Origin of the sequence: Rathayibacter sp. AY1F4 (assembly GCF_002931775.1) — a bacterium.
Taxonomy (GTDB): Bacteria; Actinomycetota; Actinomycetes; order Actinomycetales; family Microbacteriaceae; genus Rathayibacter.
In genome coordinates this window covers 27,864-41,946 of record NZ_PSVE01000025.1, presented here as the reverse complement: position 1 = coordinate 41,946, position 14,083 = coordinate 27,864, and the positions used below count along the sequence as shown (strand labels likewise).

The following is a 14,083-nucleotide window of genomic DNA, read 5'->3' as shown; positions in this document are numbered from 1 at the left end:
TGCCAGTAGGACGACGTCGCCCAGGTCACCCACAGCGCGACGCCCATGAGCGTAGCTGCGCACGCCAACCGGACTAGAGCCTTAGTGTGCTGGCGTCGCCCCATGCTGAAAATGCTAGTCCGCCGACCGTCCCGGTGGACGATCGTTCATCGGTGCACGCAGACGCGACACCGAGCGCCTGTCGTTCCTCACGGTCGCCTGCACAGCTCGTCGCTGCGTCCCAAACCTCGTGCAGATGACCGTGAACGTTCAGGTCTTCGAGTTCGTCTGCACAACCGACGTGAGCGCGCCGGAATCGTCAGCCGCAGTAGTGATGCTCGAGTACTTCACCCCTCGAAGAAGTAGTGCAGCACTCACCCCGCCGACTACAGCCGCCACGACACCGAGACCGACAGCGATCCCCGCCGTCATCGGATCACCCACGACGGCAGCTACGCCGGCCGCAACAACCCACGGAACGCTCGACCCTACGGCCGGCCCAATAGGGCTGATCAGCGGGGACGACTCGGTGGCTCGTCCCGACCGCAGAGTGATCAGAATCGCCACGAATCCTCCGGCGACGGCAGCCAGGGCACTGACCCCACCGATAATGGCGCCCACCATAATCAAGTAGGCGAAGGCGCCCCACCCGCCCTGTTCGCGGAAGTCGGAGTTACCCGTAAGGACCAATCCCAGACCGAGCAGCGCACCCAGCACCACGCCGACGGGTACAGCACAGAGAGCGGCCCTCCGATGAAGATGGACGATTTGCCGCATGTAGCCACGTTAGCCGGAGAGTCTCCCGGTCAGCGCAATGGCCGTCCCGTAAGAGGATCGTTCACCGATGCGGATCTGACCCGAGTGGTCCAGCGCGCTCCTGCCGTTCACCCGTTGGTCCGATAGTGATGTTGTGCAGACGCTGTCGCTCAAGGCTTCCGCAGCGATCGCGGGCGCAATCACTCTCCTCGCCCTCGTCGCGGGCGTCTTCCTCGACGGATTCTCGTTCGCGTGCAACGAGTCCCTTCCGGCTCAGTGCACGGGGTTTGACGTCGCGTGGCCGGCTCTGTGCTCTGTCGCCCTCGCGACCCTTGTTCTCCTGGTCGTAGCGATGCGCGCCAGCAGGCGCTCTCACGCTCGATGGAGGTGGCTGTTGCTCGCCTTGGGCGTGGTCGGCGCCGTCACCAGCTGGGTTCTCGCTCTGCGTACCGCCATGATCATCGGTTGAGCAGCCCACGGCACGGTCGAACGACCGCTTGTTCCGTATGGAGATCGTTCATCGGGGCGAGGGGGCGGTGGCCTTCGCTTCGACCGTGTGGATCTAGCTCAGGTTCACCTTCGAGTTCTATGTTGAGCCCATGAAGCGACTCGCGACGTCAGGCCAGTTGGTTGGATGGACAATCGCCTTGCTCGGGGCTGCTGGTGCCGCCGCGTTCCTGGTGCACTGGAGCTCGTGCCTCGGTGGCCTGAACGAGGGTTGCTACAGCGCCACACAGTCAGACTTCACGTGGATCGCCACAACGATCGTCTGGGCCGTCGCCTTCCCGCTCGTGATATTCGGCGCCTTCGTACTCTCGCCAGGACGACCCGTCACGCTGATTGGTGTTGGGCTCCTCATGGTCATCAACCCCCTCACCGACCCTGGAGCGTTCTTTCTCCCGTGGGATGTCGCGGACACCTTGCCCTTTACCGGCGTCGCCACGTCGCTAGCTGCTGTGACTGCAGGTGTCCTCCTGGCCGGATCTTCCTACCGAGCCCGTCGGCCCGATCACAGCCGAGTCGGGAAGCCAGCGCCCGCTGACGTCGCCTACTGACCTTCGATCGGACTTGGGTCGTCCCGTTAGGGGATCGTTCACCGGTCGCGTATCCAGCTACGGGCAGCGGTAGGTCTTCGCGAAGTCGGTTGCCGTGAACTGCCTTCCCTCGGTCATAGAGGTCAGTGACGGGCAGATGTCGTTGTTGTGCGCCGCCGCTACGAAGGGGGTCGCTGCTTGTGGGACGCAGCCGTAGTCCTGGTCGGGCTGGTCGAGGATTCGCAGCTGACCTGTCTCCCCGGCGGCGAGGTGAAGATCGGACCAGGAGCAGGACCAGGTGAGTGAGGCTCCGGTGTCGTTGGTGATGCTGACGTAGTGGGAAGGGCCATGCACTCCGAACAGCAGATCACCCACCCACAGAACCGCGGCCGCCACGACGGCTAGAGCTCCCAGCGCGATCGACAGTCTCACCAACCGTCGTTGGCGGGGTGGTGTCTGCCGGTCCGGCGAGAGTCTGCTCGGGTCCCAACTGTCCAGGCGTTCAACCACGGCGTATCCACCCCTCGGCGCGACGTGAAGCGGCCTCGACCGCCGCCGAGCTCGTTACCTTGAGTTCTCCCACGGGAGAAAAGTAGGCGTGACGCGGCTCTCACCACGAGGAGCTACCGACTCGCGACCGAGAGTGTCCTGTAAGGGGATCGATCCGCGGGACGCTTTCAGCGGACTGCTCGGAGGGGCTACTGTTCGTCTTTCCGGGCTGCTCGGCCGACGAAGTGCACGGACCGTCGAGCGTCGACGAGTTCGCGCTTCTCGAAGTGGCGAACGACGAAGGCTCCTGCGACGAACGAGTAGCCGATGCCCTCCGCGATTCGTGTGAGGACCGGGATGGTGCTGATGATCTGTTCGACGGTGGGTGATCCGTTGGCTTGGTAGGGGGCGATCCAGAACGGCACGATCGTGCCGAAGACGATGCCCAGGAGAATCCCGGCGACACCGATCCAGAACATGGAAGTGGACGAAAGTGCTCTGAGCATGGGATCCCCGGAATGTTCGGTGGGCGAGTCGAGAGGCGCCGCTGTCGGACGCGCCGTCCTCGCTCACGGCTGATCGGTCTGGTTACAGGCGCAGGTTGAGCGCGGCGAGGACGGTGACGAGGCCGGCCGCGACGACGACGACCGTCAGTGCAACGCGCCCCGCCGTACGGCGGAGAAGGCCGGTCATCGTGGCGGCGTCCGCCACGCGAGTCGCGATCACGAGGTCAGGAACGCCGGCCGGCGGTTGCGGTGGCGTCGTGGAGTCGTCTTCGCTGGCCGGGACGCTCACGGTCTGCTGAGCCGGCTCGATCCGATCGGGCAGCTTCTTGAAGCGGCCATCATTCGATTCGCCCACAGCGACCTCCCCAGCGGTCGCCGCATCGCGACCCTCCTTCGTGACTGTAGCCGTGCAACTCCATTGCGTCAGCGTGAGCGCGTAGCGGCCTGGAGCTGGAGACTGCTGCGGCGCACGTCTCCTCTCCACTCCTCGAGCGTCCACTGATCGGGTCCCGTAGAGGAACCTGCTGCTTCCCGAGCGCGCTGCTCGCTGCCATAGATTCCAACGACGTCGGTGGCGTCTGCCCAGAGGGCTGTCCTGAGGAGGAGGTAGTGCTCACCGTCACTGCTGTTCTTCACGCCTCGGATCCTCGTCGGTTCCGACGTCGTTCGGTCACCGTGGCGCGAGGTATCACAGTGCTGGCGCGCGTCCCGTATCGGGATCGACCACCGGACGCCCTGCTCCTTCGTCGAGAGACGGAGGATGACCGGTTGATCGTTGACGTTTTGCACCGCGGCTAGTGCGCCACGGCGGTCCAGTTCGTACGCTCAGCACATGACTGTTCCGGGGAACGCGCGGAGTCGACGTCGGCAGCTCCTGATGTGGGTTCTGGCTTCGCTGGTGGTGTTTGCGCTGGTGACTCTTGTTGTCGCCTTCGTGGCAACCCAGCTCAACGCTGCTGCTTTCGCCAGACGCCCGGAGATCGAGAACTGGGCTGACCCGAGCAGGGGAACATACACGCTCGGGCTCGGATGGGGCTTGGTCGCCGCCGCAGTCACCGTCGCGGTCGGCGTCACCGTCGATCGTCTGCGGTTGCGCAACGCAAGGTAGAACGGCGTCCCATATGGGGATCGTCGTCCGGACGGTAAAACTACCCACTGCTATCCAGCGTCCGGTAGGGGGTCGTCAACCGGTCGCACGCGAGTTGCGTGCGCCGCCGCGGCGTGGCGCGGGCGGGGCCGTCTCGTTAGACCTGTCCGGTGGTGATTCCGCTGAGGGGGCGTGAAACGGGGCAGGGAAGGCCGAGCGCCAGGCCGGCTTGTCTATCCCGGGTTGGGTGGTTGCGGGGCTGTGTCGTTGAGGCGGCGATAGTAGGCGACGTCGAGCGCGCTGAGGTGGGTGAGGAGGCGTCCGGCGCGGTCGTGCATGGTCATGGAGCCGTCGTGGAGGCTCGCGATGGCGCCGACGCGGTGCAGCATCAGCACTGTGTCGAGGCGTTCGGCGTAGTGCAGTTCCAGGAAATACACCAGCGGCGGATTGCCGGCCCGGCCTGGGGTGAAAAGGGCGGTGGGCTGGTGTCGGGTGACGCCGGTGTCGCGGTTGAGCTCGCGGAAGATGTACCGCTCGCGCAGCCACGGCCCACCGAGGATCATCGCGACGAGGACGACGACCCCGGTGATGACGAAGGGGTTGAGAAGAACGGCGAGGTCGTTGCCGGTCATCATCCGAGCATGTCCCGGGGGCGGTCGCGGTCCTCGGCTGCTTCGGTGTCCGCGGCCAGCTGCGCGACTCGCGCTTCGATGTAGACGGTGCGCATCGTGGCGTCATGGTCGAGTTGCAGGACTTGCAGGAGGCGGTGCAGTTGTACGGTGCCGGCCGAGGTTTTGCCGGTCAGGATGCGTCGGACGGTGCGCGGTCGGAGCCGTGCGAACACGGCTACCTTCTGTGCGCTCCAGCCCTGCGCCTGCACGGCTGTGGTCAGTACCGTGCCGAGCGCGGTGTCAAAGTGCTGGGGCGCCAACCCGATGAAGTCCACTCAGCCAGGCTAGCCATGCGATTCGTACGCGAACGTGGGTTCAGAGGACGGGTGGTGGCGACCCGTCCGGTGGGGAGCCAGGTGGCGGGGCGTCTAACGAAGCAGTTGGAGCCGCTCGTCAGGTTCGGTCGTTCGTCGTTTCGTCGTCGCCTGTTCGGTCTGGCGAGTTGGGGGTGCGGAGGGGCCAGGCGGGCCACCAGCCGTTGTCGAGTTGGCGCAGGGTCGTGGTGGCGTGTTCGAGGTCGTCGGTGGTGAGGTCTCTGTCGGGGGCGCCACTGCTGCCGGTGTAGCCGCTGCCGTCAACGGCGTGGAGCTGGGTGTGCAGCCACCGGCGACTTCCGAGGGGGTACGTCTCGCGGAAGCCGCCCGCGGCGATGGAAAGGACGGCTTCTTCGAGGCGGTCGGCGGCGGTTTCTGCTGATTCGTCGCAGGCATCGCAGGAGCAGTTCGGCAGGGTGGCGCGGAAGAAGACGCCTGCTTCCACTTGGACTGATTCGTCGGTTGCAGTGACGGTGATCGGGGTTCCGGCGCGAGGCTGCAACCGGATCTGCTGTGTCCCGTCGTGGTCGAGGTGGCGGACGTCGACGGAGTACCAGCGGTGGAGGTAGTCGGCCAGGGCGTCGACGTCATGGCGTAGGGGTGCGAAGCGTTCTGGGTGGGAGACGCGGGAGTACGCGTCGTCAGGTGGGTGGTGGTCGGGCCAGCGCTGCCCGTATTCGATGACGTGGCCGTTGTCGTCGCGGAACTCGATGGGAGGGAAGGCGGCGCGTTGGAACGGAACCGGTGGAACCGTGAACGGCGGTGGAGTGACATCGTGAGCGAGCGCGGTGATTTCGCGGTCGTCGAGGTCTTCTTGATCCCAGGTGGACAGCATCTCGAGGAACGGTTCCCGCTGCTCGGGACGCTGCACCATGGTTCGCACGAGGGCGGCGACCGGAATGGAGCGGACGTTCGTCCCGATTTCCGGCTCGTTGGTGACTCGCCAGGTCGCCGCGGGATGCACCACCGCGATCACGTTCCCGACGAACCGGGCTGCGGCGTCGGCAATCTCTGGCGTCGTCAAGGCGGTCGGATGCTTGGCCAGGAAGAGCCACACTCCCGACACGTCACCAGCAAGGCTCTCTGGGTCCACGCCATGGCGTTGCAGGAACTGAACGAAGAGATCGAAGCCGTCGACAAACCGCACAGGAGTCGGAAGCTCTGTTGCGGGCCGGAACGTCGCAATCGCGGACGAACCCAATTCCGGCATCGACCCGATCTCGCCAGGGAACATCTGTGTTGTCATCAGCTTCCTCCCGCGCCATGAACGACTCCGACAGTGCTCACCATGTCAGCGCCCCGTCACTCTTCAGGCGCTTGTAGCGCCGATGTCGAGGCGCGAAGGTAGGCGTACACCGTCTCCCGGCTGATGCCATATTTCTTTGCCAACGTCGTCTTCGGCACGCCGGCACCAGCCCGCTCGCGCAGCTCCGCGACCTGCGCGAGGGTAAGCGAGCGGGCGCGGCCTCGGTAGACGCCGCGCTGCTTGGCCAAAGCGATGCCCTCGCGTTGACGCTCCCGAATGAGTTCGCGTTCGAACTCTGCGAACGCGCCCATCATGTTCAGCAGCAGGTTCGCCATCGCGCTGTCCTCACCAGTGAAGGTGAGCTGTTCCTTGACGAACTCGACCCGGACCTTCTTGTCCGTCAGTCGGCGCACGAGCCGGCGGAGGTCTTCTAGGTTCCTTGCGAGCCGGTCCATCGAGTGCACGAGCACCGTGTCTCCGTCGCGGACGAACCCGATCATCTCTTCGAGCTGCGGACGGTTCACGTCCTTGCCGGAGGCCTTGTCCTCGAACACCCGATCCAGCGTCAGGCCGTCGAGCTGGCGCACCGTGCTCTGATCCAACGTGCTCACCCGCACGTACCCGACCCTCTGACCCGACATGCCGCCTCCGACCCCTACTTGTCCAGTTGAAGTCTAAGAGCCGCAGGGGCAAGTGTCAGACAAGGTCCGACACGGCCCTATTCGGACGCGCTTCGGCCATGGTGCCTGACGTCCGGTTGGGGTGTACCTCAGCTAGACGGAGCCCCCGTCACCCTCCGGTGCGGTCGCTCGCAGTGCGTGGCGGGCGCTGCTTCGCGCCTGGGTGGGAGGTGGGCGCTACGTGGCCGCTTCCTCCATTTCGGTGATGGGAGCCGTATGAGTGGCAGCGTGGAGGGTGTTCAAGGGAAGCAAGAAGAGACGAAGGAGTACATCATGCGCACCAGCACGAGCAACGAATTCGACACCAGCTCGGCCAACCGTCAGAACCACCCGGGACACGGCTTCCGCCGGTCCCGCATCGCTGCGGGCCTGCTCGCAGCATCACTCACCGTCGCAGTCCCGATCGTGGGCGCCGCGCCGGCCTTCGCGGACACCACAACTCAGACAACCACCGCCGTCGCTGACTCCGGCCGCGCCACTGGCGTTACCGAGGGAGCGAACAGCGGCGCTGCCGGTCAGTGCACATGGGGTGCGAAGGAAAAGTTCTTCGAGGCGACCGGGCTGCGTCCCGCCATCTACGGCAACGCCCTCGACTGGGACACCAGCGCCGCCGCGAACGGCTGGACTACCGTCCTGGATGCTCAGGCTCGCAGCATCGTCGTCTTCGAGCCCGGCGTGCAGGGGGCGGACCCCACCTACGGTCACGTCGCCTGGGTCGATTCCGTCGAGCAGCGCGCTGACGGCCTCTACATCAACATCACCGAGATGAACGGTGCCGCCGGACCTGGCGTCTACAACACGCGAACTGTGCAGGACGTCGTGGGCATGTCCTACATCCTGGCTCCGTAGGGTCACCGCAAGAGGCGCTCCGCGTCCGCGAGGGTGAAGGCGGGTGACCCATGGGCCGCCCGCCTTCACCCTGTCCGCGTACCTTCGGCCTCCCGATCGGTAGGCGTCGCTTGCACCGTAGAACGATGCGACGACTCGAACTCGGAGCGGATGGCAGGCGGCCTCAATCACTCACTGACGTCGCGATCGCTGTCCTTCGCGCTCTCCTAGGACGGTTCCTGGACTTTGGGACGGTTGATCGTGTCACCGTTCCACGACAGGTCGGAGTCCTCATCGACGGGGAAGGCCTCGAATCGGCCGTCAGTGAGGATCGCGCTTACGAGCGTGTGCGAGCCGGCGACGATGGTGGAGTCCCAGTCGATCTCGGTGGCGAGCACCCAGGCGTGATCTTCAGGCCAGAGTAGTTGCGGCGCTTCCTCGCCGCGGAGGCCAATCTCGGGACCCCATCCGGGTTCGGCAAGCTCCGCCATGCTCGTGGCGGCCAGTATGTAGTCGTATCGGTCAATGCTGACCGGCCTGCCGAGGAGGTTCTGGCCGGTCCCACCGACCCAGTACGCCGCGAGCGCATCGCCGGGCGTAGTGGTCGCCGAACTGAGGATGGGTGCGAGGGCGGCGAGTACTTGCGGATCGAGTCGTCCGACGTCACTTGTGCCGCCGCGCGGCTCGTCCCTGCCTAGGAGCCGTTCCCACTGGACGAGCGGGTGCATGACCTTGCCGGCAGTAGCAGCAACGTCCGCCCACCGCTGGCGTTCCCAAATGTCATCGCCGTCAGGTCGAGGGTGAAGGACACGGGCGTACGCCTCGAACCCGTATCCGGCGACCGAGCCGACTCGTGCCCAGCTTCGCTCTCGCTGCATGCGCAGCCCAAGCCATTCGGCCCGCTCGACATCATCTGTGATCTCCATGGCCATGACCCTGGCAGGCCGGCACGGCCACGCCAAGACGAGTCGTGGTCGACCTGACGCCGATCGGACGCCACGCCATCGAGCTGATGAACCGAGCTTGGCATCGTGGCGCGGCTGAGGGCGCGCCGTTCGGGTCGGCGCACCCCCGCCGGCGGGCTTGGCGCTCTCGCGTCACAAGCCAAAGATCGGCGGTCCAGGTCCCCGCTCAATCCATGCGGAATCATACACATCGGTTCCTGAGTGATCTGCCGAGCATCAGCCAAACGGGGGAGGGCGATGGGGATAGTGCGTGATGGTTGGTCGTTCAGGTCTGGTATCTCTGGTGAGCCGGGGTCGGGAGGACCTGTCGGCGGAGGGGAAGCGGTGGGGGCGTACGACGAGGCGGAGGATCTTCCTTCACCGCCGCGGCACCATCGTGGCGTCACCGTGGTCCTACTCGTTCTGCTGACGTCGGTGCTGGCCGGCGTCGTCGCTGTCTTCATGTTTGCGGTCGGGTCGCTCGATGACTCGACGTCGGGAGCGGTGCCGCCGTCGGGGAGTGGCCAGGAGCTGGTGTACGAGCTCGTGCCCGTGTTGAACGATGATCCGGCGATCGCGAAGCTTCTTCCCGCGAACACCGAGTCAGACAGTGCAGGCTTGCGCGATGCGTGCGGGGCGCTCGCGGACCGCGATTCGGAGTTCACGATCATCGACGGCGCGACACCTGCCACGTTTCGGGTCGCCCTGGACGCGGCCGCAGACGCGCCGGAGCCGCAGACTTGCTGGATTGGGTTCCGCTGGGTCAAGGACGAAGGCTGGCGCGCTTCCGCGATCCGTCACTGACCACAGCTGAGCGTGGACCACCGTCGGCGTCACGGCTTGTAGGGGGACCAGTCCTGTGAGGGAAGTTCGCGCAGCTCCTCGTTCACCCAGACGCGCCAGCACGTGTCGGTGCGCTCCTGAAAAGCGCCGCTGATGGTCTCGTGCGACCAGCCGTCACGCGATTGGATCCAGCGGACGAGCCAGACCATTTGACCGGCCAACGGCTCAGTGTTGCGCGACATGTGCTCATCATCCTGGACGTCTGCCCGCGCAACGTGTGCTCGTCAGTAGTGGAGCTGTGTGCTCCATCCGTCTCGGCCGCGACCGGTCCACTGGGTGTAGTACAGGCCGCGCTTGTTCAAGAACGGCCCCACGTAATCCAGGCCCGCCGGCCGGTCAGAGCTGGCGCGAACGAAGAAGTTCTCGGGGCCGAAAAGCGGAAGCCCGGTCTCGGCCAACGTGGTGCCGGTCCCGTCGAGAATCGTGAGGCGCCACTGGTCCTCGACGTACTCGACTGTCGCCATCTCGGCGGAGCTGAAGTCGATCATGCGCGGAGCATAACCACCGCACGTTACGCCTGGTGTCGTTTCGCTCGGGTGCGGCTTCTTCCCCTGGGAAGCGGCCCGACCCGGCATCCCCCGACGCGGGGCCGGGCCGCTACTCCCGGCTCAGGGGCCGAGCCGCATCCGAGCCGGGAGCACTGGGGCCGGAGCGAACGGCACTCCGTACATGCCCGACCATAGGTGCCGACTGTGCCCACGGGAGGAGGGTTGACGGCCCTGAGCAGCAGCCGGCGAGTGGTGCTCTCGGCCGCGCTGTGTGACGCGGCCGAGAGCAGAGCGACACCGACGACCCCTCGTCGGTCTGCCGCGCGCGGCGTCGAGGTCCCCACTTCTCAACCGCACCGCCACTTTAGACACGAAGTGCCGAGACGGTGAGCGTGAGCGGAGCGAGTCGAGCAACTCCTGTCAGCGCCGCTCGGCATCCTGACGGCTGGCCGCGCTTCGCTTGCGCAGCTCGCTGACTACCGACTTTGAGGCTGCCAGAAGGGCGCGCTCGTCTTGCGCGTCGGCATCGACTGGGACGACGACGAACGCGCTGTTGGCGTTCACCGTCATCCGTACTTCCATGACCTGCCCATCCACGCGCAGCGCGGGAATAGCGATCGACTCGGAGTGTCCGCCGGCGGCGATCGAACCGACGAAGGCGAGGAGGGCCGTGCACACGTCGTCGGTGGACGTGAACGTCGCGGAAGCTCTCATCCGTCGTCATCACCTACGCGATGTAGCGCTCCGGTGAGCGTCCGGCAGGGGCCGCTGATCGGAACTCTTCCCGAGGGGAGCATTCTCTGAGGCCATCCATCCGATAAGCGGCGCGATGCCGGAGGCGGGTGGCCGTCAGGAGTGCCCCGGAGGGGCATCCCGGAGGGACGCGCAGCGCTCTTGACGGTCGGCCGGCGCAGGCAAGAGTGAAGCGTCGGATGGACGGCCGGACCGCAGCCTGCGCGCACGTCGCGGGAAGGCAGAAGCCCCCGCGAGCGTGACTGCTCGAGCGGGGGCTTGCTACTCGACGAGGGCGGTCGTCGTGCGCGATCGACCTACTCGTTCGGCCACGACGCCAGAGCGTCATGGGGGACGATTGTCGGCACTCCGTCGACGGTCTGGATCGTCGTGCCGGGCTCTCCGAGTCCGGCGGCGTGCGCGATCGCCGCGAGGACCAGTCGCGTGTGTTCGAGGTCGAGCCCGGCGACGTCCTCGCGGAGGTCGACAGGGACACCCTGACCGAGCGACGACGCGATCCGCGCGACGCGCTGTTCGCCTCCGCTGAGCGCTCCGATTTCGTAGCCGAGGCGGTCGAAGTCGATTGCGCTCGTGTGCCAGGCGTTGTCGGTCTTCACCCACGGTGCTCCGGCGTACACGAGGCCCGATCGGATCAGCAGTTCGACGGCGGCCGCGAGCGGGTTGGACCCTTCCGCCCAGGCGCGGACCTGACCGTGGAGCGCGGAGGACTCGTCGTCGGTCATGCAGCGTTCTCGATGGACGCAGAGCTGTCGCTCTCGGTCGAATCGGCGGGAATTCCCTCCGCCGACGTTGTGCGTCGCGCGCGGGTGACGCGAGCGCGAGTCTGCTCGGGTCGCGGCACTCCTGCTGCGCGGAGTTCCTTCTCCGACCATCCGGCGGCGAGGGCGTCCGCCCACGCCTTGCTGTGTCGGTTCTGCGCGTCGCTGAGGGCGGCGCGTGCGGTGTCGGTGTCGTTGGCTGCGGAGACGATCGTGCGGACCGCCTCGACGCGCTTCTCGACGCTCTGTTCGAGCAGTCGGCGGGCGGCGTCGGCGGCGTCGTCAGGGTTCCTCGTGTGGTCGCTCATGCGGAAAGGCTAGCCGCCGCCGCCGTCATGCGGAAGGCGCGGACTCAAGCGTCTCGGGTTCGGCTTCGCCAGCCGAGACGCTCGGGTGTCCTTCGGACCCGAGTTACACCCAAGTCGCGCTCGGTGCGAAGATGGTTTGTGGAGCAAGCTATAGGTTTACCCGTGGTAAACCGCTCGCGCCCCTTCCGCTGCGCGGCCGGGTCGGCGCATACTGGTCGTATGGTCCCCGCCTGGGGGCGGGTTCGCTGCGCTGGGCCGGAAGGACGGTGAGGGTCGTGTCGGAGTCGTCACGAGAGGGTCGGTTGTTCGGCCGGCGCCGCCGCGCGAACGTGCCGGGTGTCGCTGCGCGGTCGAAGCGGTACGAGGTGTCGGTCACGCCCGAGGAGGACGCGCACCTGCGCGCCCGTGCCGAGGTGCTGGAAGTGACGGTGCCGCGGCTGCTGTTCGAGTCCGCGATGAACGCCCAGGTGCGCACGGACACGGAGTGGCGGTTGGTGGTTGCTGAGCTGTTCCGGGCGTCGAAGCTGTTGCAGAAGACGTCGGACAACATGAACCAGCTCGCGCGGTTCGCGAACAGCACGGGCCAGTTCCCGGCCGAGGCTGTTGAGGCTGCGGAGGAGTACCGGCGGGTGCGACGCCTGATCGAGGCGACGGCAGACCGGCTCGGTGGACGGTGAGAACGAACATCACGCGCGGCACGCGCATGCGTGGACTGATGGGCTACCTCGTTGGTCCCGGTAAGACGAACGAGCACGAGGAGCAGCACCTGATCGCGGGGGATTCCGCGATCATGGCTGAGTACGGGCATGAGATTCTGGATGGCGCTGCGGCTGCGGCGATCGCTGCGGATCTGGACCGACCGCGGGAGCTGTTCGGCGTCGAGGTGACGCGCAACAAGGTGCGCACCGACGAGAACGGCGAGGCGGTTCGGGACTCGGCCGGTGCGATCGTGAAGGATCGCGTGGCGGCGGATGTGTGGCATTGCTCGCTGTCGCTGGCGGCGGAGGAGGGCCAGCTCACAGACGAGCAGTGGGGCCGAATCTCGACCGACTTCGTGCAGCGGATGGGCTTCGCTGGCGAGGACATCGGCAAGGCCGATTGCCGGTGGGTCGCGGTGCGTCATGGCCTGTCGAAGCACGGCAACGACCACGTGCACATCGCCGTGTCGCTGGTGCGCGAGGACGGCACGAAAGCGTCGGTGCACAAGGACTACGAGCGGTCGCAGACGATCAGCCGTGAGCTGGAGCGCGAGTACGGGTTGCAGGTCTACCAGGCGCCGGAGCGCGAGTTCCCGGAGCGCGGTGTGCGGCCGGGAGCGCGTGAGTCCGCTGCACGTCGCGGGCACGTCGAGCCGGACATGCAGCGCCTCGAGCGCGCGGTGCGCGCGGCCTCGTCCGCGTCGCAGGATGAGAGCGAGTTCGTTCGCCGTCTGCGTCAGGGCGGGGTGCTGGTGCGGCCTCGTTTCGCGACGGGCCGTGATGATGTGATCGCCGGCTATTCGGTCGCGCTGCGGCCGACGAACGGTGAGAAGGCGATCTGGCACGGCGGCGGCCGGCTCGCGCGCGACCTGACGTTGCCGGAGCTACGGAAGGGCTGGCCGGACCAGCCGGAGTCGGCGTCGGATGCGGCGTCCGAATGGCGCGCGACAGCAAAGAATCCCTGGAAGTACACGCCGGTCAACCCTGGCCGGGAGACGGCAGAGCCGGCCCCCGAGCTGTTCGAGGCGTACGCCGCGGACATGGACCGTCTGCACGACTACATCAGGTCCGTGGACCCCTCCGACAAGGCCACGTGGGCGCACGTCGCTCGCGAGACGGCCGGCGCCTACGCGGCGTGGTCCCGTCGAATGGAGCCCACCCCGGGACCGCTCGCTGACGCTGCGCGATCGCTCGCCCGCTCGGCGCACCTTCGGGCGCACGAGACGCGCCCGCGGCCCGCGATGATGCCCTCGACGGCGGCGTACTCCGCACTGATCATGGCCGCGGCGGGGAACAAGAAGAATGCAGCCGCGGAGCTGCTGCTGCTGAACCAGTTCGCGCGCTTGACGCACGCGGTCGCGTCGGCTCACAAGGCAGCCGGTGATGCGCGACGGATGCGCGAGCTGTCACAGACGTTGCGGGGTCAGTTGTCCGCTGTTCGCGATGGCTACCAGGGCGTCGTGAAGGCCGAGAAGGTCGCGGAGAACGAGCGGGCCTGGCAGGCGCTCCCGGAGGAGCTCAAAGACGTTCGCCGGCTGTCCCAGACCAACTTCGGGTCGGGCAGTCCCGTGCCCACGAAGCTCACCAAGGCTGACCGGGAGCGCGAGGAAGCGATGCTCGCGGACCGCGCCCGACAGTCTCGGCAGGGACCTGACCAGGACCGCGGCGACCGTGGCCGATAGACGATTCACCAAGGCAAGG

At 66.7% G+C, this 14,083-nt stretch carries 20 protein-coding genes; 6 read left to right on the top strand and 14 right to left on the bottom strand.

Features of this window, described 5'->3' with window-relative positions; translation table 11 throughout:
- Positions 1–249: 249 nt before the first annotated feature.
- On the bottom strand, positions 250–756 hold the full coding sequence (locus C5C59_RS14330) for a hypothetical protein (RefSeq protein ID WP_146076974.1): 507 nt from the start codon (positions 754–756) through the stop codon (positions 250–252).
- Positions 757–1,334: 578 nt separating this feature from the next.
- Here C5C59_RS14330 and C5C59_RS14320 point away from each other — a divergent pair.
- Positions 1,335–1,790, top strand: a complete 456-nt coding sequence (locus tag C5C59_RS14320) for a hypothetical protein (protein WP_104224249.1) — start codon at positions 1,335–1,337, stop codon at positions 1,788–1,790.
- A gap of 57 nt (positions 1,791–1,847) precedes the next feature.
- Here the strand turns inward: C5C59_RS14320 and C5C59_RS14315 are convergent, their stop codons facing one another.
- The 3 genes from C5C59_RS14315 to C5C59_RS14305 all read right to left on the bottom strand — a co-directional run bounded on the left by C5C59_RS14315 (position 1,848) and on the right by C5C59_RS14305 (position 3,119).
- Positions 1,848–2,123, bottom strand: a complete 276-nt coding sequence (locus tag C5C59_RS14315) for a hypothetical protein (protein ID WP_146078503.1) — start codon at positions 2,121–2,123, stop codon at positions 1,848–1,850.
- 344 nt (positions 2,124–2,467) lie between these two features.
- The gene (locus C5C59_RS14310; protein WP_104224259.1) at positions 2,468–2,737 is read right to left on the bottom strand and encodes a hypothetical protein; all 270 of its coding nucleotides are present in this window, start codon (positions 2,735–2,737) and stop codon (positions 2,468–2,470) included.
- Positions 2,738–2,846: 109 nt separating this feature from the next.
- Positions 2,847–3,119: a hypothetical protein gene (locus C5C59_RS14305; RefSeq protein WP_104227086.1), complete on the bottom strand. Its 273-nt coding sequence runs from the start codon at positions 3,117–3,119 to the stop codon at positions 2,847–2,849.
- 477 nt (positions 3,120–3,596) lie between these two features.
- Between C5C59_RS14305 and C5C59_RS14300 the strand changes: the two genes are divergently transcribed.
- Positions 3,597–3,872: a hypothetical protein gene (locus tag C5C59_RS14300; RefSeq protein WP_146078850.1), complete on the top strand. Its 276-nt coding sequence runs from the start codon at positions 3,597–3,599 to the stop codon at positions 3,870–3,872.
- A gap of 212 nt (positions 3,873–4,084) precedes the next feature.
- Here the strand turns inward: C5C59_RS14300 and C5C59_RS14295 are convergent, their stop codons facing one another.
- From C5C59_RS14295 to C5C59_RS14280, 4 genes are all read right to left on the bottom strand, one after another.
- Positions 4,085–4,483, bottom strand: a complete 399-nt coding sequence (locus tag C5C59_RS14295) for a hypothetical protein (RefSeq protein WP_104227088.1) — start codon at positions 4,481–4,483, stop codon at positions 4,085–4,087.
- The gene (locus C5C59_RS14290) at positions 4,483–4,797 is read right to left on the bottom strand and encodes a helix-turn-helix domain-containing protein (RefSeq protein ID WP_104227089.1); all 315 of its coding nucleotides are present in this window, start codon (positions 4,795–4,797) and stop codon (positions 4,483–4,485) included. Before C5C59_RS14290 ends, C5C59_RS14295 begins: the two co-directional genes overlap by 1 nt.
- Positions 4,798–4,915: 118 nt before the next feature.
- Positions 4,916–6,082, bottom strand: coding sequence for a DUF6226 family protein (locus tag C5C59_RS14285; RefSeq protein ID WP_104227090.1), 1,167 nt, complete (start codon positions 6,080–6,082; stop codon positions 4,916–4,918).
- Positions 6,083–6,138: 56 nt separating this feature from the next.
- A complete protein-coding gene (locus tag C5C59_RS14280; RefSeq protein ID WP_104238311.1) occupies positions 6,139–6,723 on the bottom strand; it encodes a recombinase family protein in 585 nt (194 codons plus the stop codon).
- Between the two features lie 312 nt (positions 6,724–7,035).
- Here C5C59_RS14280 and C5C59_RS14275 point away from each other — a divergent pair, with 312 nt between their 5' ends.
- A complete protein-coding gene (locus C5C59_RS14275) occupies positions 7,036–7,611 on the top strand; it encodes a CHAP domain-containing protein (RefSeq protein WP_219812207.1) in 576 nt (191 codons plus the stop codon).
- Positions 7,612–7,817: 206 nt separating this feature from the next.
- On the opposite strand, the gene C5C59_RS14270 is transcribed toward C5C59_RS14275, so the two are convergent.
- A complete protein-coding gene (locus C5C59_RS14270) occupies positions 7,818–8,516 on the bottom strand; it encodes a hypothetical protein (protein WP_146078502.1) in 699 nt (232 codons plus the stop codon).
- Between the two features lie 363 nt (positions 8,517–8,879).
- Here C5C59_RS14270 and C5C59_RS14265 point away from each other — a divergent pair, with 363 nt between their 5' ends.
- Positions 8,880–9,338, top strand: a complete 459-nt coding sequence (locus C5C59_RS14265) for a hypothetical protein (RefSeq protein WP_104227094.1) — start codon at positions 8,880–8,882, stop codon at positions 9,336–9,338.
- Between the two features lie 29 nt (positions 9,339–9,367).
- Here C5C59_RS14265 and C5C59_RS14260 read toward each other — a convergent pair whose 3' ends face one another.
- From C5C59_RS14260 to C5C59_RS14240, 5 genes are all read right to left on the bottom strand, one after another.
- Positions 9,368–9,559, bottom strand: a complete 192-nt coding sequence (locus tag C5C59_RS14260) for a hypothetical protein (protein ID WP_104227095.1) — start codon at positions 9,557–9,559, stop codon at positions 9,368–9,370.
- A gap of 42 nt (positions 9,560–9,601) precedes the next feature.
- Entirely contained in the window at positions 9,602–9,865 is a 264-nt protein-coding gene (locus tag C5C59_RS14255; RefSeq protein WP_104227096.1) for a hypothetical protein, read from the bottom strand.
- A gap of 420 nt (positions 9,866–10,285) precedes the next feature.
- Positions 10,286–10,579, bottom strand: a complete 294-nt coding sequence (locus C5C59_RS14250) for a hypothetical protein (RefSeq protein ID WP_104227097.1) — start codon at positions 10,577–10,579, stop codon at positions 10,286–10,288.
- Between the two features lie 335 nt (positions 10,580–10,914).
- Positions 10,915–11,340: a hypothetical protein gene (locus tag C5C59_RS14245; protein ID WP_104227098.1), complete on the bottom strand. Its 426-nt coding sequence runs from the start codon at positions 11,338–11,340 to the stop codon at positions 10,915–10,917.
- Complete coding sequence (locus C5C59_RS14240) at positions 11,337–11,684, bottom strand: hypothetical protein (RefSeq protein ID WP_104227099.1); 348 nt, start codon at positions 11,682–11,684, stop codon at positions 11,337–11,339. The genes C5C59_RS14245 and C5C59_RS14240 overlap by 4 nt, the downstream gene beginning before the upstream one ends.
- A 365-nt stretch (positions 11,685–12,049) precedes the next feature.
- On the opposite strand from C5C59_RS14240, the gene C5C59_RS14235 reads away from it, so the two are divergent.
- Complete coding sequence (locus tag C5C59_RS14235; protein WP_236553717.1) at positions 12,050–12,361, top strand: plasmid mobilization relaxosome protein MobC; 312 nt, start codon at positions 12,050–12,052, stop codon at positions 12,359–12,361.
- Positions 12,358–14,064 (top strand): relaxase/mobilization nuclease domain-containing protein, encoded by a 1,707-nt coding sequence (locus tag C5C59_RS14230; RefSeq protein WP_146079000.1) that lies wholly within the window; start codon positions 12,358–12,360, stop codon positions 14,062–14,064. Before C5C59_RS14235 ends, C5C59_RS14230 begins: the two co-directional genes overlap by 4 nt.
- Positions 14,065–14,083 lie beyond the last annotated feature (19 nt).

Bases quoted from the DNA above. Each gene is read 5' to 3' on its own strand.
- C5C59_RS14330 (WP_146076974.1), bottom strand. From the start codon at position 756: ATGCGGCAAATCGTCCATCTTCATCGGAGGGCCGCTCTCTGTGCTGTA.
- C5C59_RS14240 (WP_104227099.1), bottom strand. From the start codon at position 11,684: ATGAGCGACCACACGAGGAACCCTGACGACGCCGCCGACGCCGCCCGC.
- C5C59_RS14295 (WP_104227088.1), bottom strand. From the start codon at position 4,483: ATGACCGGCAACGACCTCGCCGTTCTTCTCAACCCCTTCGTCATCACC.
- C5C59_RS14280 (WP_104238311.1), bottom strand. From the start codon at position 6,723: ATGTCGGGTCAGAGGGTCGGGTACGTGCGGGTGAGCACGTTGGATCAG.
- C5C59_RS14310 (WP_104224259.1), bottom strand. From the start codon at position 2,737: ATGTTCTGGATCGGTGTCGCCGGGATTCTCCTGGGCATCGTCTTCGGC.
- C5C59_RS14300 (WP_146078850.1), top strand. From the start codon at position 3,597: ATGACTGTTCCGGGGAACGCGCGGAGTCGACGTCGGCAGCTCCTGATG.
- C5C59_RS14270 (WP_146078502.1), bottom strand. From the start codon at position 8,516: ATGGAGATCACAGATGATGTCGAGCGGGCCGAATGGCTTGGGCTGCGC.
- C5C59_RS14275 (WP_219812207.1), top strand. From the start codon at position 7,036: ATGCGCACCAGCACGAGCAACGAATTCGACACCAGCTCGGCCAACCGT.
- C5C59_RS14285 (WP_104227090.1), bottom strand. From the start codon at position 6,082: ATGACAACACAGATGTTCCCTGGCGAGATCGGGTCGATGCCGGAATTG.
- C5C59_RS14245 (WP_104227098.1), bottom strand. From the start codon at position 11,340: ATGACCGACGACGAGTCCTCCGCGCTCCACGGTCAGGTCCGCGCCTGG.
- C5C59_RS14320 (WP_104224249.1), top strand. From the start codon at position 1,335: ATGAAGCGACTCGCGACGTCAGGCCAGTTGGTTGGATGGACAATCGCC.
- C5C59_RS14255 (WP_104227096.1), bottom strand. From the start codon at position 9,865: ATGATCGACTTCAGCTCCGCCGAGATGGCGACAGTCGAGTACGTCGAG.
- C5C59_RS14250 (WP_104227097.1), bottom strand. From the start codon at position 10,579: ATGAGAGCTTCCGCGACGTTCACGTCCACCGACGACGTGTGCACGGCC.
- C5C59_RS14260 (WP_104227095.1), bottom strand. From the start codon at position 9,559: ATGTCGCGCAACACTGAGCCGTTGGCCGGTCAAATGGTCTGGCTCGTC.